Origin of the sequence: Flavobacterium cupriresistens (assembly GCF_020911925.1) — a bacterium.
Taxonomy (GTDB): domain Bacteria; phylum Bacteroidota; class Bacteroidia; order Flavobacteriales; family Flavobacteriaceae; genus Flavobacterium; species Flavobacterium cupriresistens.
The window spans coordinates 3,711,099-3,734,770 of record NZ_CP087134.1; the positions used below are offsets into that span (position 1 = coordinate 3,711,099).

The 23,672-nt window shown below is 35.4% G+C and carries 18 protein-coding genes; 12 read left to right on the forward strand and 6 right to left on the reverse strand.

From position 1 onward, the window contains the following. Positions 1–72: 72 nt before the first annotated feature. Genes LNP23_RS15785 through LNP23_RS15795 form a run of 3 tightly spaced genes read right to left on the reverse strand, consistent with a single transcriptional unit; the run spans position 73 to position 3,766 of the window. Entirely contained in the window at positions 73–1,461 is a 1,389-nt protein-coding gene (locus tag LNP23_RS15785; RefSeq protein WP_047775377.1) for a bifunctional UDP-3-O-[3-hydroxymyristoyl] N-acetylglucosamine deacetylase/3-hydroxyacyl-ACP dehydratase, read from the reverse strand. Then, on the reverse strand, positions 1,454–2,497 hold the full coding sequence (gene lpxD, locus LNP23_RS15790; protein ID WP_047775116.1) for a UDP-3-O-(3-hydroxymyristoyl)glucosamine N-acyltransferase: 1,044 nt from the start codon (positions 2,495–2,497) through the stop codon (positions 1,454–1,456). Before lpxD ends, LNP23_RS15785 begins: the two co-directional genes overlap by 8 nt. Before the next feature lie 39 nt (positions 2,498–2,536). Further along, positions 2,537–3,766, reverse strand: coding sequence for an HD domain-containing protein (locus tag LNP23_RS15795; RefSeq protein ID WP_047775118.1), 1,230 nt, complete (start codon positions 3,764–3,766; stop codon positions 2,537–2,539). Positions 3,767–4,004: 238 nt separating this feature from the next. Between LNP23_RS15795 and LNP23_RS15800 the strand changes: the two genes are divergently transcribed. The 10 genes from LNP23_RS15800 to LNP23_RS15845 all read left to right on the forward strand — a co-directional run bounded on the left by LNP23_RS15800 (position 4,005) and on the right by LNP23_RS15845 (position 15,389). Then, positions 4,005–4,502 carry a GbsR/MarR family transcriptional regulator gene (locus LNP23_RS15800; protein WP_230001915.1) on the forward strand — a complete coding sequence of 166 codons (498 nt, stop codon included), beginning with the start codon at positions 4,005–4,007 and terminating at the stop codon, positions 4,500–4,502. 20 nt (positions 4,503–4,522) lie between these two features. Continuing rightward, positions 4,523–5,641, forward strand: a complete 1,119-nt coding sequence (locus tag LNP23_RS15805) for an efflux RND transporter periplasmic adaptor subunit (protein ID WP_230001916.1) — start codon at positions 4,523–4,525, stop codon at positions 5,639–5,641. 8 nt (positions 5,642–5,649) lie between these two features. Then, positions 5,650–8,826, forward strand: a complete 3,177-nt coding sequence (locus tag LNP23_RS15810) for an efflux RND transporter permease subunit (RefSeq protein ID WP_230001917.1) — start codon at positions 5,650–5,652, stop codon at positions 8,824–8,826. Further along, on the forward strand, positions 8,816–10,216 hold the full coding sequence (locus LNP23_RS15815; protein ID WP_230001918.1) for an efflux transporter outer membrane subunit: 1,401 nt from the start codon (positions 8,816–8,818) through the stop codon (positions 10,214–10,216). The genes LNP23_RS15810 and LNP23_RS15815 overlap by 11 nt, the downstream gene beginning before the upstream one ends. A gap of 165 nt (positions 10,217–10,381) precedes the next feature. Then, positions 10,382–11,935, forward strand: a complete 1,554-nt coding sequence (gene porX / locus LNP23_RS15820) for a T9SS response regulator signal transducer PorX (RefSeq protein ID WP_047775128.1) — start codon at positions 10,382–10,384, stop codon at positions 11,933–11,935. A 115-nt stretch (positions 11,936–12,050) separates the two neighbouring features. Further along, on the forward strand, positions 12,051–12,458 hold the full coding sequence (gene tsaE / locus LNP23_RS15825) for a tRNA (adenosine(37)-N6)-threonylcarbamoyltransferase complex ATPase subunit type 1 TsaE (RefSeq protein ID WP_230001919.1): 408 nt from the start codon (positions 12,051–12,053) through the stop codon (positions 12,456–12,458). A 9-nt stretch (positions 12,459–12,467) separates the two neighbouring features. Further along, complete coding sequence (locus LNP23_RS15830; protein WP_047775132.1) at positions 12,468–13,232, forward strand: DUF4262 domain-containing protein; 765 nt, start codon at positions 12,468–12,470, stop codon at positions 13,230–13,232. Beyond that, a complete protein-coding gene (locus tag LNP23_RS15835) occupies positions 13,222–13,695 on the forward strand; it encodes a GNAT family N-acetyltransferase (protein ID WP_230001920.1) in 474 nt (157 codons plus the stop codon). The genes LNP23_RS15830 and LNP23_RS15835 overlap by 11 nt, the downstream gene beginning before the upstream one ends. A gap of 83 nt (positions 13,696–13,778) precedes the next feature. Continuing rightward, a complete protein-coding gene (locus LNP23_RS15840) occupies positions 13,779–14,978 on the forward strand; it encodes an alanine dehydrogenase (RefSeq protein ID WP_047775136.1) in 1,200 nt (399 codons plus the stop codon). A 36-nt stretch (positions 14,979–15,014) separates the two neighbouring features. After that, entirely contained in the window at positions 15,015–15,389 is a 375-nt protein-coding gene (locus LNP23_RS15845) for a DUF4258 domain-containing protein (protein ID WP_230001921.1), read from the forward strand. Positions 15,390–15,392: 3 nt separating this feature from the next. Here the strand turns inward: LNP23_RS15845 and LNP23_RS15850 are convergent, their stop codons facing one another. Then, a complete protein-coding gene (locus tag LNP23_RS15850) occupies positions 15,393–16,064 on the reverse strand; it encodes a uracil-DNA glycosylase (protein WP_230001922.1) in 672 nt (223 codons plus the stop codon). A gap of 111 nt (positions 16,065–16,175) precedes the next feature. On the opposite strand from LNP23_RS15850, the gene LNP23_RS15855 reads away from it, so the two are divergent. Together LNP23_RS15855 and LNP23_RS15860 are read left to right on the forward strand one after the other, a co-directional pair. Further along, a complete protein-coding gene (locus tag LNP23_RS15855; protein WP_230001923.1) occupies positions 16,176–18,341 on the forward strand; it encodes an endonuclease MutS2 in 2,166 nt (721 codons plus the stop codon). Between the two features lie 347 nt (positions 18,342–18,688). Beyond that, positions 18,689–19,102, forward strand: a complete 414-nt coding sequence (locus tag LNP23_RS15860) for a thiol-disulfide oxidoreductase DCC family protein (RefSeq protein WP_230001924.1) — start codon at positions 18,689–18,691, stop codon at positions 19,100–19,102. Positions 19,103–19,859: 757 nt separating this feature from the next. On the opposite strand, the gene LNP23_RS15865 is transcribed toward LNP23_RS15860, so the two are convergent. Together LNP23_RS15865 and LNP23_RS15870 are read right to left on the reverse strand one after the other, a co-directional pair. Then, complete coding sequence (locus tag LNP23_RS15865) at positions 19,860–21,602, reverse strand: DUF885 domain-containing protein (protein WP_230001925.1); 1,743 nt, start codon at positions 21,600–21,602, stop codon at positions 19,860–19,862. Positions 21,603–21,651: 49 nt separating this feature from the next. Then, complete coding sequence (locus LNP23_RS15870; protein WP_230001926.1) at positions 21,652–23,628, reverse strand: alpha-ketoacid dehydrogenase subunit alpha/beta; 1,977 nt, start codon at positions 23,626–23,628, stop codon at positions 21,652–21,654. Positions 23,629–23,672: the final 44 nt, after the last annotated feature.

Below are 23,672 nucleotides of genomic sequence, written 5' to 3' on the forward strand. Positions count from 1 at the left end.
GTCTGTTTTATATTTTAAATTAAAATAGTCTGATTTGGGCAACAAACCTAAACAATAATTTTGATTAAACTATTATTGTTTTTTTACAATTTGTGCCATTAATTCTGCCTCAGTAACTAATTTTCCGTTTGCGTATGCGTTTGCCTGCATATGACAAATTCCTCTTCTGATAGGAGAAATCAATTCGCACTTGAAAATTAAGGTATCTCCCGGCAGTACTTTGTGTTTGAACTTAACGTTATCAATTTTCATGAAATAAGTCAAGTAGTTTTCCGGATCCGGAACGGTACTTAGAACCAAAATCCCTCCTGTTTGTGCCATTGCTTCAACAATTAGAACTCCCGGCATAACCGGTGCTTCAGGAAAATGTCCAACGAAAAAGTTTTCGTTCATCGTCACATTTTTCAAACCTACCACATGACGATCAGACATTTCGATGATTCTGTCGATCAACAAAAATGGAGGTCTGTGAGGTAACATGGCCATGATTTTGTGAATGTCCATCAATGGCTCTTTGTTCAAATCATAAACCGGAACGTGATTTCTTTGTTCAATTTTAATGATTTTTCCAATTTTCTTAGCAAACTGAGTGTTCACATAGTGACCAGGTTTGTTAGCGATAATTTTCCCTTGAATTCTAACACCGATTAAAGCTAAATCACCTACTACATCTAATAATTTGTGACGTGCAGCTTCATTAGGATAGTGTAAAGTGAGATTGTCTAAAACACCATTCGGTTTTACTGAAATTTTATCTTTACCAAAGGCTTTCTTTAAATTTTCCATTGTAGCATCAGAAATTTCTTTGTCTACATATACAATAGCGTTGTTTAAATCACCACCTTTAATTAATCCGTTTTCTAATAAAGATTCTAATTCGTGCAAGAAGCTAAAGGTTCTTGAATTTGAAATTTCGTCTTTAAAATCAGCGATACTTTTCATAGTTGCATTTTGAGTACCTAATACTTTAGTCCCAAAATCTACCATTGCAGTAACTTGATAATCGTCACTTGGCATAACCAAGATTTCGCTTCCTGTAGCTTCATCAGTAAACGAAATAACTTCTTTTACTACATAAACATTACGTTTAGCGTCTTGTTCTTCGATTCCTGCATTTTCTATTGCTTCAACAAAATATTTTGAAGAACCATCCATAATAGGCAGTTCTGAAGCATCTAATTCTATAATAACATTATCCAAATCACATCCAACTAAAGCAGCTAAAACATGTTCCGGAGTTTGAATTTTAACTCCTAATTTTTCAAGATTTGTGCCTCTTTGTGTATTAACAACATAATTAGCATCAGCCTCAATGACTGGTTGACCTTGCAAATCTACTCTTACAAAAGTGAAACCATTATTAATTGGAGCTGGTTTAAAAGTCATTGTAACTTCTTTACCAGTGTGTAATCCAACTCCTGTTAGTGAAATTTCATTTTTGATGGTCTTCTGTTTAACCATTATTTCCATTTTTTGGGTTTATTATTTGTTTTTTTAATTCTTCCAGTTCGGCTACGATTTTAGGTAAGTTCTTAAAATGAACATACGATTTACTAAAATCACTTAAACTAAAGGTTGGACTTCCTTGTAAAACTTCGTCGTCCTTAATATTTCTGGCAACGCCTGATTGCGCCTGAACTCTCACATTATTCCCAATAGTTAAGTGGCCTGCTATACCAACCTGCCCACCAATCATACAATTTTCGCCAATTTTTGTAGAACCGGCAACACCTGTTTGCGCTGCAATTACGGTATTTTTACCAATTTCTACATTGTGTGCGATTTGAATCTGATTGTCTAATTTAACTCCTTTTCTAATAATTGTAGAACCAAGTGTAGCTCTGTCAATTGTAGTGTTGGCGCCAATATCTACATTGTCCTCCAGAATCACATTCCCGATTTGCGGTACCTTACTGAATACTCCTTCTTCATCTGGAACGAAACCGAAACCATCAGCCCCGATAATAGTACCGGAGTGTATCGTACAATTATTCCCAATTATAGTTTCAGAGTATATTTTAGCGCCGGCAAAAATATAGACATTATCGCCAATAACAACATTATCGCCAATAAAACTGTTTGGGTAAATTTTTACGTTGTCTCCTAAGACCACATTCTGTCCTATATAACTAAAGCTGCCTAAGTATAGATTTTCGCCATATTTAGTGCCTTCAGAGATAAAAGAGTTTGCTTCAATTCCGTTTTTATTCAATTTTACCTGATTGTAAAACTGCAATAGTTTGGAAAAAGAGGCATAGGCATCTTCTACTTTTATTAAAGTTGTCGTAATTTCTGCTTCGGGTGTAAAACTATCGTTAACAATGGTTACCGTTGCTTTTGTTGTGTATATGTAATTGATATACTTTGGATTAGCTAAAAAAGTCAGCGACCCTTCCTCACCTTCTTCGATTTTAGATAAGTGAGAAACTTCTGCAAGGGGATTCCCAACAACTTCTCCATCTAAAATTCCTGCTATTTGTTCTGCTGTAAATTTCATCGCGACAAAAATATAAAAAATAGATTTTAAATGTTAATTTTAGATAAGTTGTTTTGGAAAACAGATGTAATATTTTGTTACCAATTTAGATAACGACTTCAAATTCAACTGATCAGAAGCTTCGACAACATCTTCAATTGTTTTATCTTTTTTCAAAATTCGTATAGGCTCTGCTTCTTTGCTGTAAGCCTGATTTTTTATTTTTCCTCTGAAAATAAAATAACCTGCTTCTAATAAGGAAACATTATGTTCTTGCGCAAATTCTTCTTTTAAAGACTGAGATTCTTCCATCGGAATTTTATCTGCACTGAGTTTTATCTTTAATAAATCTCTGTTAATTATCATTTTGCTTAAAGTAGACAATATAAAATCGTCGTGTTTCTGCCAGGCTTTTAAAGCACTTATAATATCAAAATCGTCCAGTTGAGAAAATAAATCTAACTTTTCAGCATCGAAATTTTCGAGTGTAATTTTGTTTTTCATAAAATACAAAAGGGGTTCACTGCAAGGCAATGATTGTCCTTTTAGTACCAATTCTTTGGCTCTCTTTAAAACTTTCATTAGAATTAATTCCGCTACCAGACTAGTTTTATGCAAATAAGCCTGCCAATACATCAATCGTCTTGAAAGCAGGAATTTTTCAACAGAGTAAATTCCCTTTTCTTCAATTACCAAAACACCATCGACCACATTCATCATTTGAATCAATCGCTCCGAATTGACATTTCCTTCTGCAACTCCGGTGTAAAAACTATCGCGTTTTAAATAGTCCATACGATCCATGTCTAATTGACTTGAGATCAATTGCAACATGAACTTTCTGTGATATTCTCCTTTAAAAACCTGAATTGCCAAACTCAATCTTCCGTCAAATTCCTCATTTAACTGATTCATAAACAGTAATGAAATGGCTTCGTGATTGACATCTTCGACTATGCTTTTTTCCATAGCATGCGAAAACGGACCATGACCGATATCGTGTAATAAAATTGCGATATACAAGGCATTCTCTTCTTCAGACGAGACTACTACTCCTTTAAAACGAAGTGTTTCTACCGCCTTTTGCATCAAATGCATACAGCCCAAAGCATGATGGAAACGGGTGTGATTGGCACCGGGATAAACCAAATACGAGAGTCCCATTTGCGAAATACGTCGCAAACGCTGAAAATAGGGATGCTGAATTAAGTCGTATATGAGCTCATTCGGAATTGAAATGAAGCCATAAATGGGATCATTGAATATTTTTAACTTGTTAATTGAAGTCACAATTTGGTTTTTTTATAAGACAACAAATATAACTAAATTACTACTTATTCGGTTTTTGTTTGCATTCAAAAAATAAAACAATTTTAGTACTGCAACAAAAGTGTTTTTATCCGGAGGACTGCGAAGTCTTTTAAGGCCCCCTTTAACGCGTTTTTTAGGTAACCTAAATTTAACACAAATTTAAGTTCGGTTGGTTCTGTAAATAACGAACCAAAATCTATCTTTGCTCAAAAAAAAGATGAAATCGATTCAAAAAGAGAGAGAAGATCTCATAGAATCTTTCGGAGTTTACTTCGAATCATTTTATCATATGTCTCCATTAGGTTCCAGAATCCTTGGATTGCTAATCGTTGACGGTATAAAAGAGGGCTTGACATTTGAACAATTGGTAGAGAAAACCGGCGCCAGTAAAAGCTCTGTTTCCACGAATCTGAACTTGCTTCTAAAAATGGAAAAGATAAACTACTTTACGATACCGGGAGACCGGAAAAAGTACTACAAGTCTTCTCCGTTTAGCGAGCGATTAAACAGTTATCTCAAGATTATTGCTTACGAAAGAAAAATCATTGATAAGATGCTCTCCTATCGCGAAAAAACGATGTCAAGTCCGGAAGAGCTAATAAATCTGGACAATACCAGAGCTTATAAAGCGCACGTAATAAAAGTTGAAGAACTGATAAAAGAAACTATATCTGAATTTACAGAAATAGAAAATCCGACAAATCCCCACAAATAATTAATTCAAATTAAATAAGTATGAAGCATATTTCATTTTCTCTGTTAGCCATTATGCTAGTTTTTGCATCCTGCAAAAAAAAGGAAGAACAAGCACCGCCTCAAGGCCCTGCTCCTTTTCCGGTTAAAACTGTTACAATTCAGAATGCGACGGTATATCAAGACTATACTGCCAATCTTGAAGGGCAACAGAATGTGGAAATACGTCCAAAAGTAAACGGATTTATTCAAAAAATATATGTTGATGAAGGTCAGGTTGTAAAAAAAGGACAATTGCTTTTTAAACTAGAAACGCAAACGTTAAATGAAGATGCTTCTGCAGCAAAAGCCGCTGTTCAGGCTGCCCAGGTTGAAGTAGACCGATTGAAACCTTTGGTGGATCGAAAAATCATTAGTGTGGTACAATTGGAAACGGCAAAAGCGAAATTAGCTCAGGCAAAAAGTACATACGGAAGCATTGTGGCCAATATTGGCTATGCAACAATTTACTCTCCGGTAAACGGTGTTATTGGTGGATTGCCTTTCAGAGAAGGAAGTTTGGTTAGTGCTACTAACGAAATGCCACTGACAACGGTATCTGATACCAAAATTGTTCGTGCCTATTTCTCTATGAATGAAAAGCAATTGTTGTTCTTTAATAAAACATTTAAAGGAGCGACAACTGCCGAAAAATTAAAAGCAGCTCCTTTGGTTTCCTTGATTTTAGTTGATAACTCAGAATACGATCAAAAAGGAAGAATTGCAACGATGAACGGTCTGGTGAATGCACAAACCGGAACGACACAATTCAGAGCTGAATTTGCTAATCCTGAAGGGATTTTAAGAAGTGGAAGCACCGGTATTATTCGTTTACCGATTGAAGAAAAAGATGTAATTCTGGTTCCTCAAAATGCCGTTTTCGAGGTTCAGGGAAAACAGACCATTTACGTGGTGGAGAAAGGCAATAAAGTAAAGTCGAGAATCATTGAAACCAATGGGACGACAGCGCTAAACTATATTGTTTCTTCAGGGCTTAAAGAGGGTGAAATTGTTGTAATCGAAGGAGCGTCAAAATTAAAAGACGATGCAGAAATTACACCACAACAAGCCAAAGATGAGGCTGTAACTACAGCAAATACAAATTCTTCCGCTAAAAAATAATAGTAAAGATGTTAAAAACTTTTATAGAAAGACCAGTTCTCTCGACGGTAATTTCGATCTTAATTACCATTTTAGGTATTTTAGGATTGATGACTTTGCCGATCGAGCAATATCCCGAAATAGCCCCTCCAACCGTACAGGTTAGTGCTACCTATACCGGAGCCAATGCAGAAACCGTACTTAACAGTGTCGTGATTCCTTTAGAGGAAGAAATCAACGGTGTGGAAGGAATGACTTATATGACTTCGTCTGCTGCAAATGACGGTTCTGCCAAAATATCTGTTTATTTTGAACTTGGAATTAACCCGGATATTGCCGCGGTAAACGTTCAAAACAGAGTTTCCCGTGCCACCAGCAAATTGCCACAGGCCGTTGTACAGACGGGAGTAACAACACTTAAGAGTCAGACTAGTGCCTTGATGTTTTTTGCTTTGTATTCTAATAATAATGATTTTGACGAAACCTATATTCAGAATTATGCTAAAATCAACCTTGTACCTAAATTACAACGTGTAAAAGGAGTTGGACAAGTAAATGTTTTTGGTGCCAAAGATTACTCCATGAGAATCTGGATTGATCCGGAGAAGATGGCTTCTTACAGTGTTTCTCCTAAAGATATTCAGGCAGCATTACAAGAACAAAACGTAGAAGCGGCACCGGGTAAATTTGGAGAAAATGCGGAAGGTGTTTACGAATATGTAATCAAATACAAAGGCCGTCTTTCTGAAATTAAGGATTATGAAAACATCGTGATCAAATCAACCGGAAACGGGAATTTCCTTCATTTAAAAGATGTCGCAACGGTTGAATTGGGTGGTTTCAATTATGGAACAAAAAATATTGCCATGGGTAAACAAGGTGTTGCTGTTGGTGTATTTCAAACTTCCGGTTCTAATGCGCAAGACATTATTACAGAGGTTACCAAAATTCTTGACGAGACCAAACCCGATTTTCCAAAAGGAGTAGATTATGTAATTCCATTTAATACAAAAACATTCCTTGATGCCTCTATTGAAAAAGTAATTCACACTTTGGTAGAAGCTTTTATATTGGTATTTATAGTAGTGTTTTTATTTCTTCAGGATTTTAGATCTACTTTAATTCCGGCGATAGCCGTTCCGGTAGCGATTATTGGTACGTTTTTCTTCCTGCAGGTATTTGGTTTTTCGATCAACATGCTGACTTTATTTGCCATGATTCTGGCTATTGGTATTGTCGTCGATGATGCAATTGTCGTCGTCGAGGCCGTCCATGCTAAGCTGGACGAAGGAGCAAAATCCGGAAAAGAAGCTACTATTTCTGCGATGAGTGAAATCACAGGAGCTATTGTTTCTATTACTTTGGTAATGGCTGCCGTATTTATTCCGGTGTCGTTCTTGAGCGGGCCTTCAGGAGTATTTTATCAGCAATTTGCGATTACTTTAGCGATAGCGATCTTAATTTCTGCAGTAAATGCATTAACGCTAAGTCCGGCATTATGTGCCTTGTTCTTAAAGCCGCATGCAGATTCTGAGCACGGACATGAACACAAAAATTTTAAAGACCGTTTCTTCATTGCATTCAACACCAGTTTCGACAGGATGAATGACCGATACGTGAAATCTCTTGGTTTTTTAGCCAAAAGAAAATGGATTGCCATTACTGGACTGGCGGTTTTCTCTGCGATCACGATCTTTTTATTCCAAAGTACACCTTCAGGGTTTATTCCGAATGAAGACAGGGGGATTATTATGGCAGATTTAACGTTGCCTCCGGGAACAACGTTGGAGAAAACGCAACTAGCCGTTAATGAATTGGATTCTATTGTTTCTTCAATGGATATCGTTGAATCGAGAATGAGTGTGGTGGGTTTCAGTTTATTGAATAGCGTAAACGGAGGTTCTTATGCCTTTATGGTTATTAAATTAAAAGACTGGAAATACCGAACAGAGGCCAATCAGTCTGTGGATGCCATTGTGGGGCAATTGTTTGCAAAAACAGCTCACTTTAAAGACGCCAGAGCCTTATTTTTTACACCACCAAGTGTACAGGGATTTGGATCTGCGGATGGTTTTGAGCTTAAAATTCAGGACATAGGAGATGATGATTGGGCAACGGTAAGTAAAGTGAGTAATGAGTTTTTGGGTGAATTAATGAAAAGACCTGAAATTCAATACGCAATCACGAACTTCAACCCTACTTTCCCTCAATATCAAATGGATATTAATGTAGAAAGAGCTAAAAACGCAGGAGTTTCTGTGAGTGATATTTTTAATACGATGCAAGGGTATTATGGAGGTCTTTATACGACTGATTTCAATAAATTCGGAAAACAATACCGTGTTATGATTCAGGCAAAACCTTCAGACAGAGCCAATCTGGAATCGATCAATTCCGTATACGTGAAGAATAATTCCGGACAGCAGGTTGCTATAAGTCAGTTTGTTGATTTCAAAAGAATTTACGGGCCTGAGGCGGTTGCACGTTTCAACATGTTAAAAGCAGTAAACGTAAATGGTAAAGCTAAACCGGGTTACAGTTCAGGAGACGCGATTAAAGCCATTCAGGAAGTTGCCGCGCAGCATTTGCCAAAGACCTACAGTTATGAATTTTCAGGAATGACCCGTGAGGAAATCCTTGCAGGAAGTCAGGCGGCTGGTGTGTTCTTATTGAGTTTAATATTTGTATACTTTTTGTTAAGTGCGCAATATGAGAGTTATTTAGTGCCTTTGTCTGTAATTCTTTCATTGCCTGTCGGAATTGCCGGAGCCATTGGTTTTGTAAAACTGGCGGGATTAGAAAACAACATCTATTTCCAGGTAGCCTTGATCATGCTTATAGGACTCTTAGCGAAAAATGCCATTCTGATCGTGGAGTTTGCTATACAAAGGCGACGACAGGGAATGGATCTGGCACAAGCTGCTATTGAAGGTGCAAAAGCACGTTTGCGTCCGATTCTAATGACTTCTCTTGCCTTTATATTTGGTTTATTACCATTAGCGCTGGCCTCCGGTGTTGGTGCTGTAGGGAACCGTTCTATTGGTATGGGAGCAGTTGGAGGAATGTTAATCGGAACGATATTCGGTGTATTTGTAATTCCGATATTGTTCATTGTTTTCCAAAGTTTGCAAGAGCGAATCTCAGGAAAACCAGTAGTAAATAATGAATCTGAAACGACACTTTTAGACGAAGAATATGAAAAATAATGTATATAAAATAGTAACAGTTGTCGTCTCGGCAACTGTTATGCAATCCTGCTTCGTTGCAAAGGAATACAAAAGACCGGATGTAAAAACCGAGAATCTGTACCGAACCGAAGTTGCGGCAAAGGACAGCGTCTCGTTGGCCAATATATCCTGGAACAACATTTTTACAGATCCAATTTTGCAAGGTTATATTAAAAAAGGTCTGGATAGCAATCTGGATATTCGAATTGCCATGCAAAATATCGCAGCAGCAGAAGCTTCTATGAAACAAGGTAAGTCGGGCTACTTCCCTACCCTGTCTGCCGGAACAGATTGGACGCATCAACAATTATCAAAAAACAGTCAGTTTGGAGCTTTGCTTCGTGACAGAAGCACCGATCAATATCAATTGACCGGAACTTTAAGCTGGGAAGCTGATATCTGGGGGAAAATAAGAAGTAATGCACGTGCAACAAATGCGATTTATTTGCAAACAACAGCAGCGACTCAAGCGGTAAGAACACAGTTAATCGCTGACATTTGCTCTACTTATTTTCAATTGATTTCGATCGACGAACAGATTAGAGTTGCAGAAGAGACCTTGATAAACAGAGACGAAAGCATCGTGGCAATTCAAGCCTTAAAAGATGCCGGAAATGTTACAGAAGTTGGTGTCAAGCAAACCGAATCTCAAAAATACGCTACCCAAATTATTATTGCAGATTTAAAAGTAGCAGGTATTCTTTTCGAAAACAAAATGAGTATTCTTTTAGGACAGCCTTCAGGTAAAATTGAAAGAAGCAGTTTTGGAGCTCAAAAAGAAGTTCCTGAAATTACTTTAGGAGTTCCGGCGACATTATTGCGTAACAGACCTGATGTAATTGCAGCAGAATACAATTTCATGTCGTATTTTGAACAAACGAATGTCGCGAAAAGTAATTTTTATCCAACGTTTAAAATTACAGCAACAGGCGGACTTCAAAGTATTGATTTAAAAGAATGGTTTAGTGCCAATTCTATTTTTGCCAACATCGTGACCGGTTTAACACAACCTATTTTTAATAAACGTGAGATCAGAACCAAATACGAAATTGCAAAAGCCAATCAGGAAAAAGCTTACTTGCAATTTGAACAATCTTTGTTAACTGCCGGTAGAGAAGTTTCAGATGCTTTGGCACAATACAACAATGAAATTTACAAAATATCTGTTCGTGAAAAGCAAGTGGAAGCTTTAAAAGTAGCGACTGATTATTCTGATGAATTATTGAAATATGGTTTGGTCAATTACTTGGAAGTGTTAACGGCTAAAGATGATGCTTTGAATGCGCAATTGACATTAATCGAAAATAAATACGCTAAGTATAATGCGGTAATCCAATTGTACAAAGCACTTGGAGGTGGTTGGCAGTAAACCCGTCCGGAAGTATTAGTTATAAAGTAAAAACCATCGAGTATTTTTTATTCGATGGTTTTTTGTTTTTTTATAGTAAAAATTATCATAATATTAATAAATAGCCGTTTCAAAAAGAAGTAAATTGCCAATAGATTTTAATACTTTTGAACAGACAAAACAATTATGGATAAAATAAAAATACTTTGGGTTGATGATGAAATCGACCTTTTAAAGCCACACATATTATTTCTGGAGAAAAAAAATTATGCAGTAACAACTTGTAACAATGGTTTAGACGCTATTACCCTCTTTGAAGAAGATAATTTTGATATTGTTTTTTTGGATGAAAATATGCCCGGGATGAGCGGTTTGGAGACCCTTTCGGAAATGAAAGAGAAAAAATCAGCCATTCCGATGATTATGATTACCAAAAGCGAAGAAGAATATATAATGGAAGAAGCCATTGGTTCTAAAATCGCCGATTATTTGATAAAACCCGTAAATCCAAATCAGATTTTATTGAGTTTAAAGAAAAATCTGGATCATTCGAGATTAATCTCCGAAAAAACAACTTTAGACTACCAAAAGGAATTTAGAAAAATCTCAATGGAACTGGCAATGGTCAACTCCTTTGAAGATTGGGTGGAGCTGTATAAAAAACTGATTTTTTGGGAGTTGGAACTGGAAAACATCAACGATCAGGCGATGATCGAGATATTGGAATCACAAAAAGTCGAAGCCAATTCACAATTTGGTAAATATATCGAGCGCAACTACGAAGATTGGTTTGCGCCAAAAGCCGATAAGCCAATTCAGTCGCATAACTTATTCAAAGAATTAGTAGTACCCGAAATTAAAAAGAAAGACAAACCGATACTGTTTGTTGTGATTGATAATTTACGTTACGATCAATGGAAATCTTTTGAAACAGTAGTTTCAAATTATTATAAATTGGAAAAAGAAGTTCCGTATTTCTCTATCCTTCCTACCGCTACTCAATACGCTAGAAATGCCATTTTCTCAGGATTATTGCCTATAGAAATGGAGAAACAATTTCCGCAATATTGGAAAAATGATGTTGAAGACGGCGGAAAAAACCTTTACGAAGCCGAATTTCTAACTGCACAATTAAAGCGTTTAGGACTGGACATCAAACAAGACTATTTTAAAATCACCAATTATGCAGGGGGTAAAAAACTGGCCGAAAACTTTAAGGCTTTAAAAGGAAATGATCTGGTAACGGTTGTCTATAACTTTGTTGACATGCTTTCACATGCTAAAACAGAAATGGAAGTCGTAAAAGAATTGGCTTCTGATGATAAAGCTTATCGTTCCTTAACGCTGAGCTGGTTTAGAAATTCTCCGTTATTAGAAATCATTCAGCAAGCCCAACTTTTAGGCTTTAAATTGGTTTTAACAACAGATCACGGAACAATTAATGTAAAAAACCCTTCAAAAGTTGTTGGAGATAAAAATACAAGTCTAAATTTGCGTTATAAAACAGGTCGTAGTTTGACCTACGAGCAAAAAGACGTTTATGTGGTAAAAGAACCAAAAGCAATTGGTTTGCCTGCCATAAACATGAGTAGTTCTTTTATTTTCGCTAAAAACGATTACTTTTTGGCGTATGTAAACAATTACAATCATTATGTGAGTTATTACAAAAATACCTATCAACACGGGGGAATTTCATTAGAAGAAATGATTATTCCGTTCTTGATATTTAACCCGAAATAAAAAAGAGTTTGCAGACTCGGTTTTCAGTCACGAATCTTAACTGCGACTGAAAGCTGGGACTAAAAACCGGGACTGAGACTAAAAAAATAGACTATAATTAAAAGTAAAACAAAGAATGAATATCGTTTTTTCAGTAGAACAACTTAAGGAAGTAGCAGAGCAGATTTTAGCTCAAAATCCAAAGAAAATTATCCTTTTTAATGGAGAAATGGGTGTTGGAAAAACAACTTTAATAAAACAACTGTGCAAGACTTTGGGAGTTGAAGACGCTACCAGTAGCCCTACTTTTTCTTTAGTTAACGAATATGATACAATTGATAATAAAATTGTATACCATTTTGACTTTTATCGTTTAAACAAAGAAACAGAAGCACTGGATATGGGGGTTGACGATTATCTGTACTCTGGTAATTGGTGTTTTATCGAATGGTCTGAAAAGATTGCCAGTTTGATTCCTGAAGAACATTCTGTTGTGACCATTACATTGTTGGCGGACGGAAAGAGAGAATTGAAATTAAAATAGTAATTGTGAATGACTTCAGAAAAAAAACATAATTGTATAGATTCTGATCAATTGATTGAGAATGCAAAGAATAATATTGAAAAATATGGTCTTCAAGTTATAATTATAGAAGCAACTGATTATTTGCCATCATTTGCCTATAGTATAGGATTTTGGCAGAAATACAGACATCCTGAAATAATTTGTTTTGGATTATCCAATTCTCTTCTTCAAACTTTAATCAATAATGTTGCTGAAATAATTAAAGAAAATGAATCTATAATTGAAGGAAAAAACTACCCGGATATTTTTGAAAATGCCAGAGCTGAATTTTTAAAAGTTCACCCTGATAATATATCTGATTATTTTGGTAGTGCCATCAATTTCTATGAAAAAGAAGATTTTCCAGCTTTTCAGTTGGTTTGGACAGATCGAAATGATAAATTTCCTTGGGAGGAAAATTTTGAAGAGGAATTTCGTCATAAACAACCTTTGCTTGATAGAAATAATAATTTTAAATTTATAGAGCCTAAAAATTTAGCTACTTTCACAACGAAACAATGGCTCGAAGGAAAGTCAGTTGTTAGAGTTGTCCATGATCATGATGGAGATTGGCTTTTTTTTACTGATGATGAAGTTTCAATAGAAGATAGTGTAATTGTTGCGTTAGAACAATTAATCACAAAAGACAATACTTTGAATCAAGTTTTTGATCTTGAATACGGGGAAGAAGCTGAAAGACGATTTATTGGTGATAAATGGATTAGAAATAAATTTGAACCAGATGATGAGTAGTAATACAGTACAAATAACTCCCTATTCCTCTGACTTAAAAGAGGCAATCAAAACCTTAAATTTGGAATGGCTTGAAAAGTATTTCAAAGTCGAAGAAAAAGACGAAATAGTGCTTTCGGACCCACAGCGCTATATTATTGATAAAGGCGGAATGATTTTTTATGCGAAATACAACGATGAGGTTGTTGGAACCTATTCGCTGATTAAAACAGATGCAACCACATTTGAGTTAGGGAAAATGGCCATTTCAGAACGAGCACAAGGCTTGGGAATTGGAAACAAAATGCTGGTGCATTGTATGGCTGTAGCCAAAGAGAATCGCATTAAAAAGCTGTTTTTATATTCCAATAGAATTTTACTTCCGGCAATTCATCTCTATGAAAAATTTGGTTTTACCGAAATTCCATTAGAAGAAGGAGTGTACGAAAGAGCCGATATAAAAATGGAAAAAATACTGACCTGATTATTAATGCAGTATTAGCAGAATATTTGCATTGATTTTAAAACTTTTTACGTAATTTGTACTCTTAATTTTTCGCACAACCCATGTCAATTACCTTAACTCCATTTACGAAACAACAATTGTTGCCACAAGAAGAAAAACTTGAAATTGGCCGATTTAAAAGAGAGCTTTTTATTGGGATTCCAAAAGAAACAAGTTATCAGGAACGTCGTATTTGTTTAACGCCGGATGCGGTAAATTCATTGACGTATGAAGGGCACCGCGTGATGATTGAATCGGGTGCGGGAGAAAGCTCCAGTTACTCCGATAAAGAATATGCAGATGCGGGTGCTGAAGTAACAAAAGATACGAAAAGGGTTTTCGGCTGTCCGATGCTTCTTAAAGTAGAACCACCAACTTTAGCCGAAATCGAAATGATCAATCCCGAAACGATTATCATTTCTGCCATTCAGCTTAAAACAAAAAAGAAAGCTTATTTTGAAGCTTTATCCTTAAAAAAGATAACCGCACTTGCGTTTGAATATATTAAAGACGAAGACGGTTCTTATCCGGCCGTAAAATCATTAAGCGAAATTGCGGGAACTGCTTCTATACTTATTGCCGCAGAATTAATGATTACCGACGAATTCGGAAAAGGGCTTTTATTCGGAAACATTACCGGCGTCCCTCCTACTGAAGTTGTTATTTTAGGAGCCGGAACTGTTGGCGAATTTGCTGCCAAAACAGCTATTGGTCTGGGAGCAAATGTAAAAGTTTTTGACAATTCAATTACCAAATTACGTCGTTTGCAGAACAATCTAAACCAGCGAATCTTTACGTCTACCATTCAACAAAAAGCCTTATTAAAAGCGTTAAGACGTTGTGATGTAGCGATTGGTGCGATGCGTGGTAAAGAACGTTGTCCGATTGTAGTGACCGAAACCATGATGGAACATATGAAAAAAGGAGCCGTAATTGTTGATGTTAGCATTGATACAGGCGGTTGTTTTGAAAGTTCTGAAGTCACAACACACGAAAAACCAACTTTTATTAAGAGTAATGTTTTGCATTATTGCGTGCCTAATATTCCTTCAAGATATTCCAAAACAGCCTCACTTTCAATAAGTAATATGCTAACTCCTTACCTGCTTCAGATAGCCGAAGAGGGTGGTTTGGAAAGCTCTATACGATGCAATAAAGGACTAAAAAACGGAGTTTATTTGTATCACGGAATCCTAACTAACAAAGCAATTGGCGAGTGGTTTGATTTACCGGATAACGATATTAATTTACTTGTATTTTAAGGGAACTTTAGTGTACCTTTGCAAAAAAAATATTTCATGAAGTTTGTACATCGTTTTGCTTATTATTTGATTGGTCTGATTATGGGATGCTTTTTTGTAGCCCTTGTTTTTAGTGGAAAAGATACCAGATGCAACTATTTTCCAAACGCCAGAGTTTTGAACAGTTTACGTACAAAACCATTTCAATATTCCGAAAAAGCAATTCAGACTTTAAATGAAAAATGGGTTGATACTGCTGATGTAAAAAACACATTGACATTTGGAGACGTTGATTTCGATCAGAGTAATGTGCCTTTCAAAAAAGGAAAACTATACGTTATTGAAGGTAAAACTGCAAAAAATCAGGAAATTGTCTTAAAAGTAATCAACTACGAGAACAAAGCAATCTTAGAAGAAATTACAAAAAAATAGTTTTTACAACCATTCTATCTCAGGAATTCCTTTAGAGCTCAAAAACGCATTGGTTTTACTAAAGTGTTTGTTCCCGAACCATTTCCCTTGATTAGCACTCATTGGTGACGGATGTCCTGATTCTAAAACGAAATGTTTGGATCGATCAATTTTTGATCCTTTTTTCTGCGCAAAAGCACCCCACAATAAAAAGACAATGTTTTCTTTTTGATCGGAAATGGTCTGAATTACAGCATCTGTAAAAAGATTCCATTTTAAATGTTTATGACTGTTCGGACTGTCTTTTCGAACGGTTAATGACGCATTTAAAAGCAAAACGCCCTGCTTTGCCCATTTTTCTAAATTACCCGAAGTTGGCATAAAAATCGAATCTAAATCAGTGCTTAATTCTCTGTAAATATTGCGCAAAGAAGGTGGTATTTTAACAGTATCATTCACCGAAAAGCTCAAACCGTTTGCTTCTCCTTCTCCATGGTAAGGATCCTGGCCAATAAGAACTACCTTTAAGTTTTTGAAATCACAAGTATTAAAGGCGGAGAAAATCAATTCTGTTGGTGGATAGCAGACCTGCGTTTGATATTCGGCCTCTAAAGCAGCGGTTAATTCCGTAAAATAAGTCTTTTGAATTTCGTCTGCCAAAACGGTTTGCCAATCTGAAGAAAGAGTAATTTTCATTTAAATAAAATTTAACTACAAATTACGTAAAGATTTTTGCAAAGTACCAATTAATACTACTATTTAGTTTTAAAACTTTGTAACTTTGAACTTTACAACTTACGATATATAATGATATCCATTACTGAAAAAACATTACAAGATTTACAATTTCCAACAGTGCTTGAAACCATTTCAGCAGGCTGTAATACAGATATTGGAAAACAAAAAGCTTTAGAAATAACTCCTTTTAGAGATAAAGAAACTTTGATGCAGGCTTTAATGCAAACATCAGAATACGTTTCGTCATTTGAGAATAATAATGCGATTCCAAATCATGGTTTTGATGCCATTACGCATGAAATCAAATTCTTGGCTATCGAGGACAGTTTTCTTGAAGTGGGCAGTTTTAGAAAAATTGCAACACTTTCGTCGACATCTAATTTTCTATTGAATTTCCTTAAGAAATTTGATGATTATTATCCAAATTTAAATACCAGAGCTTCAAGAGTCGAATACACCAAAGATATTGTTACTTTGGTTGATGCGATTGTAGATAAATATGGAGAAATAAAAGACAATGCTTCACCGGCACTTTTGAGTATTCGTCAGAGCATGAATATTGTTCGAGGCAAAGTAAATCAGAGTTTTGGCGCGGCGCTTACACATAACAACAGCCTTGGTTACTTGGATGATATCAAAGAAAGTTTCGTTCAGAACCGTAGGGTTTTGGCCGTTCTTGCCATGTATCGCCGTAAGGTAAAAGGTTCTATTCTGGGAAGTTCAAAAACCGGAAGTATTGCCTATATTGAACCAGAAGCAACTTTGCAATATTCACGTGAACTAAGCAATCTGGAATACGAAGAAAAAGAAGAAATTACTCGAATTCTGAAGCAATTATCGAATGAGATTCGTCCGTATTTGCCGCTTTTAATTGAATATCAGGAATTTTTAAGTGATATTGATGTTGTAGCAGGAAAGGCAAAATATGCCAATAGAATTAACGGAATTTTACCAACCATTACAGAAGATAGAAGGTTATTTTTCAGAGAAGCGTATCATCCTATTTTGTATTTGAATAACAAACAAAAAAACGAAATTACGCATCCGCAAACCATTGAATTAAAACAGGACAATCGAATTATTGTTATTTCGGGACCCAATGCGGGAGGTAAAACAATCTCGCTAAAAACAGTTGGTTTATTACAATTGATGCTGCAATCCGGTATGTTGATTCCGGTTCACGAAAGAAGTGAAACCTTCTTATTTGATCGAATTCTAACGGATATTGGAGACAATCAATCGATAGAAAATCACCTGAGTACTTATAGTTACCGATTGAAAAATATGAATTATTTCTTGAAAAAATGCAACAAGAAAACCATGTTTTTAATTGATGAGTTTGGTACCGGATCTGACCCTGAACTTGGTGGAGCTTTAGCAGAAATTTTCCTGGAAGAGTTCTATCACCGTGAAGCATTCGGAATCATTACGACACATTATTCTAATTTGAAAATTTTAGCAAACGAATTGCCTTTTGCGACGAATGCCAATATGATGTTTGATGAAAAATCATTAGAACCAATGTACAAACTGGCGCTTGGTCAGGCGGGAAGTTCTTTTACTTTTGAAGTAGCGTTAAAAAACGGAATCCCATTTGGACTGATTAATCGTGCGAAAAAGAAAATCGAAGTCGGAAAAGTTCGTTTTGATAAAACCATAGCCACACTTCAAAAAGAGCGTTCTAAGCTTGAAAAAACTTCTATCAACCTTAAAGAAGAAGAAACAAGAGCCCGTGAAGAAGGTAAAAAAATGGAAAATATCAATGTAAAAATCAAACAAAAACTGGAAAGCTATCAGGAATTGTACGACAGCAACCAGAAAACCATTTACATTGGACAAAAAATTGAAGACATTTCGGAGAAATATTTCAACAACAAAAACAAAAAAGAACTGATTGGTGAATTTTTGAAAATTGTAGAAATTGAAAATTCAAAACGCAAAAAAGCAACTCCAAAAGAAACCAAAGCGATAATTGAGAAGAAAAAAGAAGTTATTGCTGAAATTACGGTACAGGTAGAAGAAATCAGAAAAGAGAAAAAAGAAAAGAAACTTAAACCGGTTATCGAAAAACCAAAACCAATCTTAAAAGTCGGAGATCGCGTAAGAATGCAAGACGGAAGATCGGTTGGAAGTATTGACTCAATCGAAAAAAATAAAGCAACGGTGAACTATGGAATTTTTACTTCGAAAGTAAGTTTAGATGAATTAGAATTGGTTGAAGCTGTGAAGAAGTAAGTTTTTAAGTTTTCAGTCTCGGTCTCAGTCTCGGTCTCAGTCTCAGTATTCGGTTTTGAAAATAAAAACTAAAAAAAAGGGGCCGAAATTGAAATAAAGCGTTTTAAGTAACGTTTTTTAAAAAGATAACAACGAAGACGGAATGTTTTAGAAAATCGCTCAGAATTTATTTATGAAAGCTGTTTTTGATTTAAATTTTCAATAGAATTTTTTATTTCAATAGATAAAACTAATAAACAACTACAACGAATCTGAAACCTGAAACAAAACAAAAATAGAGGTAAGAAAAACCTGAAACCTGAAACAAGACAAAAAAAAGGTAACAGAACCTCAAAATAAATCAAATAATGCTCAATTTTCCAAAAAATAAAAAAATAATTCTTTTTGACGGAGTCTGTAACTTATGCAATTCAGCTGTACAATATATTATCAAACACGATACGAAGGACATTTTTAGATTTGTGGCATTGCAATCGGAATTAGGGATTTCAATATGCAAACATCTAGGTGTAAGTTTCTCTAAAATGGATAGTATTATTTTATACAATCCGGGTGTCTCCTATTTTTATAAATCTTCAGCAGCTATAGAAATTGCCAAAAATTTTGGAGGATTTTGGAAATTGATTTCTATTTTCAGAATCATTCCCATTTTTATGAGTGATTACATTTATGATTATATTGCTAAAAATCGATACAATTGGTACGGCAAAAAAGAAAGTTGTATGATTCCTAGTGCTGAGATTAAGGCGAAGTTTCTTTAAGAATTTAGTTATAGGGCTACGGCTCTTTTGTAATTTTACACCTAATTTTTTAGCACGCAGATTTAGCAGATTAGGCGGATCTTATTTATCCCTTTAAAAAAAAATCTGCGCAATCTGCTAAATCTGCGTGAAAGAAAAATCAAGTATCAGGTTATAGCATTACGGCTCCTTAATAATTTTAGAGCTATTTTTTAGCACGCAGATCTAGCAGATTAGGCGGATCTTATTTATCCCTTTTAAAAAAAATCTGCGCAATCTGCTAAATCTGCATGAAAGAAAAATCAAGTATTAGGTTATAACATTACGGCTCCTTTATAATTTTAGAGCTATTTTTTAGCACGCAGATTTAGCAGATTAGGCGGATCATATTTATTTTTAAAAAAAAATCTGCACAATCTGCACAATCTGCGTGAAAGAAAAATCAAGTATCAGGTTATAACATTACGGCTCCTTTATAATTTTATTGCTATTTTTTAGCACGCAGATTTAGCAGATTAGGCGGATCTTATTTATGCGTTTAAAAAAAAATCTGCGCAATCTGCTAAATCTGCGTGAAAAAAATCAAGTATCAAGTTAAAGCTGTGGCTGTTCTTTTTAGATTAAATTACTTTGTAACTCAAGGCTTTGGGCTGATTTTAAACGCATGAGAAGGCAGAGTTTACGAACTTGACTCTTAAATTTTGATGATAATTGAGTACATTTCTTAGAAATTATTCTAAAAAAAAAGGCTTTTTCATATGTTGAAAAAGCCTTTTTTTTACTCTTTAGATAACATCAATTCCTTAATGTACTTTACAGGAGCACTACCAAAACTCAAGAATTTTTCATGAAATTGTTTCAGGTTAAAATCTTTTCCTTGTTGTTTTTTAAGTTCCTCTCTTAAATTGTAAATTTCAGTGTATCCCGTAAAATAAGAACACAATTGAACCTGAGATAAGGTGACACGTTTCCATTTTCCGTCAGCTTCGGCTTGTTGTTGAAAAGCTTCTTTGATCAGTAAGTCAAGAGCCGCTTCTTTAGACATGTTTTTAGTATGAACGCTGATATCTAAAATGGTGTTACAAGTGGCTCTTAGATTCCATTTATAGTACATCAACCACATTTCGTCTGAGTTTTTATAACCACTTTCCAACATCATTTTTTCAGCATAAACCGCCCATCCTTCGACCATTGCACCATTTCCTAAAATTGATTTTATGATACTTGGAGATTGATTACTGTAAACCAATTGGGTGTAATGTCCCGGAACAGCTTCGTGAATGTTTAGAATTTGAAGAATATAATCGTTGTATTCGCGCAAATAACTTTCTGCATTTTCTGCTGTCCAACCAGACATACTACCAACATTATAATAGGTGTTTGCATTTTTGTCATAAGGACCTGGTGCAGAAATAGAAGCTCCTGCAACTCCCGCCATATAAGCAGGTTCTTTACGTACTACCAGTGGTTTTGACGGATCAATATACAATAAATCTTTTGCTTTTACATAAGCAGTCAATTCAGGAATTTGTTTTTCAATTTCTGATTGAAACTTTTCAGGTGTAGTGTGTTGCAAGGAGATTTTATCAATAACCTGTTTGATTAGATCTAATTTATCAGTTGGTTTTGGAGCAGTTCCTTTGTATTTTGTCCAAAGTTTATCTGCTATAACAAACATCTTATCGTGAAGATCTTTTTTGTGATCAACGGCTATTTTATAAATTTGATCGACATTATAACCTGATTGAATGTCAAAATTGAATTTTTTAGCATACAATTCCGCTCCTAATCTAAAAGAACGTGGTGTTTTGTTTGGTAATTTTTTCAACCAGTCTGCATAATCTGCGATCGCTTTTACCGATACTTTTGCTTTCTCAAGAATCTCTTTTTTCTCTTCGGCAGTTAATTTACTTTTTTTCAAAGCCTCACTTAACTCTCCTTCAAAGACACTTGAACCGCCTAAGTTCTGGTCTATTGCAAGTTGGGTGTGTTCTACAGTTGGGTTTTTGATATTCTTTTTTGCAGCTTCATAAAAAGCCGGAATTCCGTTCATTTTAGTATTAAAAGCTCTTAAACGAACTTCTAAAGTATCGTAATTTCCGTTAAGAATTTCTGCAAAAGAACCACAAACATTATATTCAGAAGGGTTCCATTCTCCGGATTTTAATTCTTTAGCGCTGAAAATAATATCCTCTAAATGATTTTTTATCATGTAAAAATCAGTTTTATTCTTATCGGATAACTCTTCAATAGTATATTGTTTTAAAGAATCTAATTGTGCTGTAGCAAAATCAAGTTGCTTTTTTTCTTCTTTGCTGTCCGGAATTACCAAAACATTATCAAATTTATGGTAGCCGACATTGGAAGCCCAATCCGGATTTATTTCCCATAAAGAGGTTACAAAGCCCTCTTTATAATGCTCGAATTTCTTATCTAAAGGGGTGTTTTCAGCGGTTTTAGCACTTTTATTGCAAGACAAAAGTACTGTAGCCGCACAAACAGAAACAAACAGTTTTTTCATAATTTATTCTTTTTTGGTAGTACAAGGTTTAAAGGAAGGTAAAATAAGTTTAATATTTTAATAATTCCAATAAAACTTCTTCAAAACGACTTTTTGGTAAAAACTGATCTTCGAGTGCTTTTGTAAACGGAATAGGAGAATCTAAACTGGCTACTCTTTTAACCGGAGCGTCCAAAGATTCAAAACATTCTTCCATAATTAAAGCTGAAATATCACTGGCAATTCCACCAAACATAGTATCTTCCTGATAAATAATTACTTTTCCTGTTTTTCTAACCGATGCAAAAATGGTTTCGGTATCTAAAGGTTGTAATGTTCTTAAATCGATTAAATCGGCTTGTATTTCAGGGTTTTTGGTTAAAGTTTCTAATGCCCAGTGTACCGCTGCTCCAAATGAGATAATGGTTACTGCATTTCCTTCTTTTAACAAGGCTGCTTTTCCAAACGGAATGGTGTAATAATCGGTTGGAACATCTTGGTAAACACTACGATACAATTGTTTGTGTTCGAAAAATAAAACCGGATTAGGGTCGTTTATTGAGGTGTTTAACAATCCTTTAGCGTCATATGGGAACGCAGGATAAACGACTTTTAAACCAGGTGTTTTGGTGAACCAGGCTTCATTTGTTTGAGAGTGAAATGGACCAGCCTGAGTTCCGCCACCGCAAGGCATACGAACCACAACATCGGCATTTTCGCCCCAACGATAATGAGATTTAGCCAATAGATTGACAATAGGATTAAAACCTGTCGAAACAAAATCGGCAAATTGCATCTCTACAATCGCTTTATAACCGTTTATAGACAGTCCCATTCCGGCTGAAACTACAGCACTTTCACAAATTGGAGTATTGCGAACGCGGTCTTTTCCGTAAAGTTCAACAAATCCGTCTGTGATTTTAAAGGCACCACCATATTCTGCGATATCTTGTCCCATGATCACCAGATTTTTATGGCGTTGCATAGACTCATTCAAACCATTGCGTATGGCGTCAATAAAACGAATATTTTCTGATGATGCAGATGGATTAACTTCCTCATGTTGATAAGGTTTGTAAACATCATCTAATTCACCGGCATAGGTAGGAATGATTTCAGGCTCCGCATTTGCAAGCACTAAATTGTCATCAATTTCTTTTTTTATTTCACTGCGTAAAGCTTCATCAAATTCGGTTGTTAAAACTCCTGTCTCTGTTAAATAATTTCTGTAATTCGCAACAGGATCTTTAGCGGCCCATTCGTCCATTAATTCCTGAGGAACGTATTTGGTACCACTCGCCTCTTCATGGCCACGCATTCGGAATGTTTTGAATTCCAGTAAAACCGGATGCGGGTTCTCTTGCATTTCTGCTTTTAGTTGCGCCAGTTTATTATATACTTCCAGTATATTATTTCCGTCTATAATGTGGCTTTCCATACCGTAACCAATACCTTTGTCGGCTAGATTTTCGCAATAATACTGCTCGTTTGTTGGTGTCGAAAGTCCGTAACCATTGTTTTCTATGACAAACATTACCGGCAATTTCCAAACTGAGGCAATATTTAAGGCTTCGTGAAAATCTCCTTCACTGGTAGCGCCCTCACCGGTAAAAACGGCTGTTATTTTTTTGTTATCTTTAAGTTTGTCCGCTAAAGCGATTCCATCTGCAATTCCCAGTTGTGGACCCAGATGCGAGATCATTCCAATAATATTATAGTCCTGTGTTCCAAAATGGAAGCTACGATCTCTACCTTTTGTAAAGCCATTTGCTTTTCCTTGCCATTGTGAAAATAAGCGGTATAATGGAATGTTTCTAGTGGTAAAAACACCCAGATTTCTGTGCATAGGCAATATGTATTCCGTTTCATCAAGAATGGCTGTAACACCCACGGCTATTGCCTCCTGCCCTATTCCGGAGAACCATTTGGACACTTTTCCCTGCCGAATTAAGATAAGCATCTTTTCTTCTATTAAACGGGGTTTTAATATTTTTTTATATAAATCTAAAAGCTGTGAATCGGTTAGTTCTTGTCTGTTGAAGATCATTTGGTTGTTTTTTATAATTTTCAAATATATAAAAATATAACAAT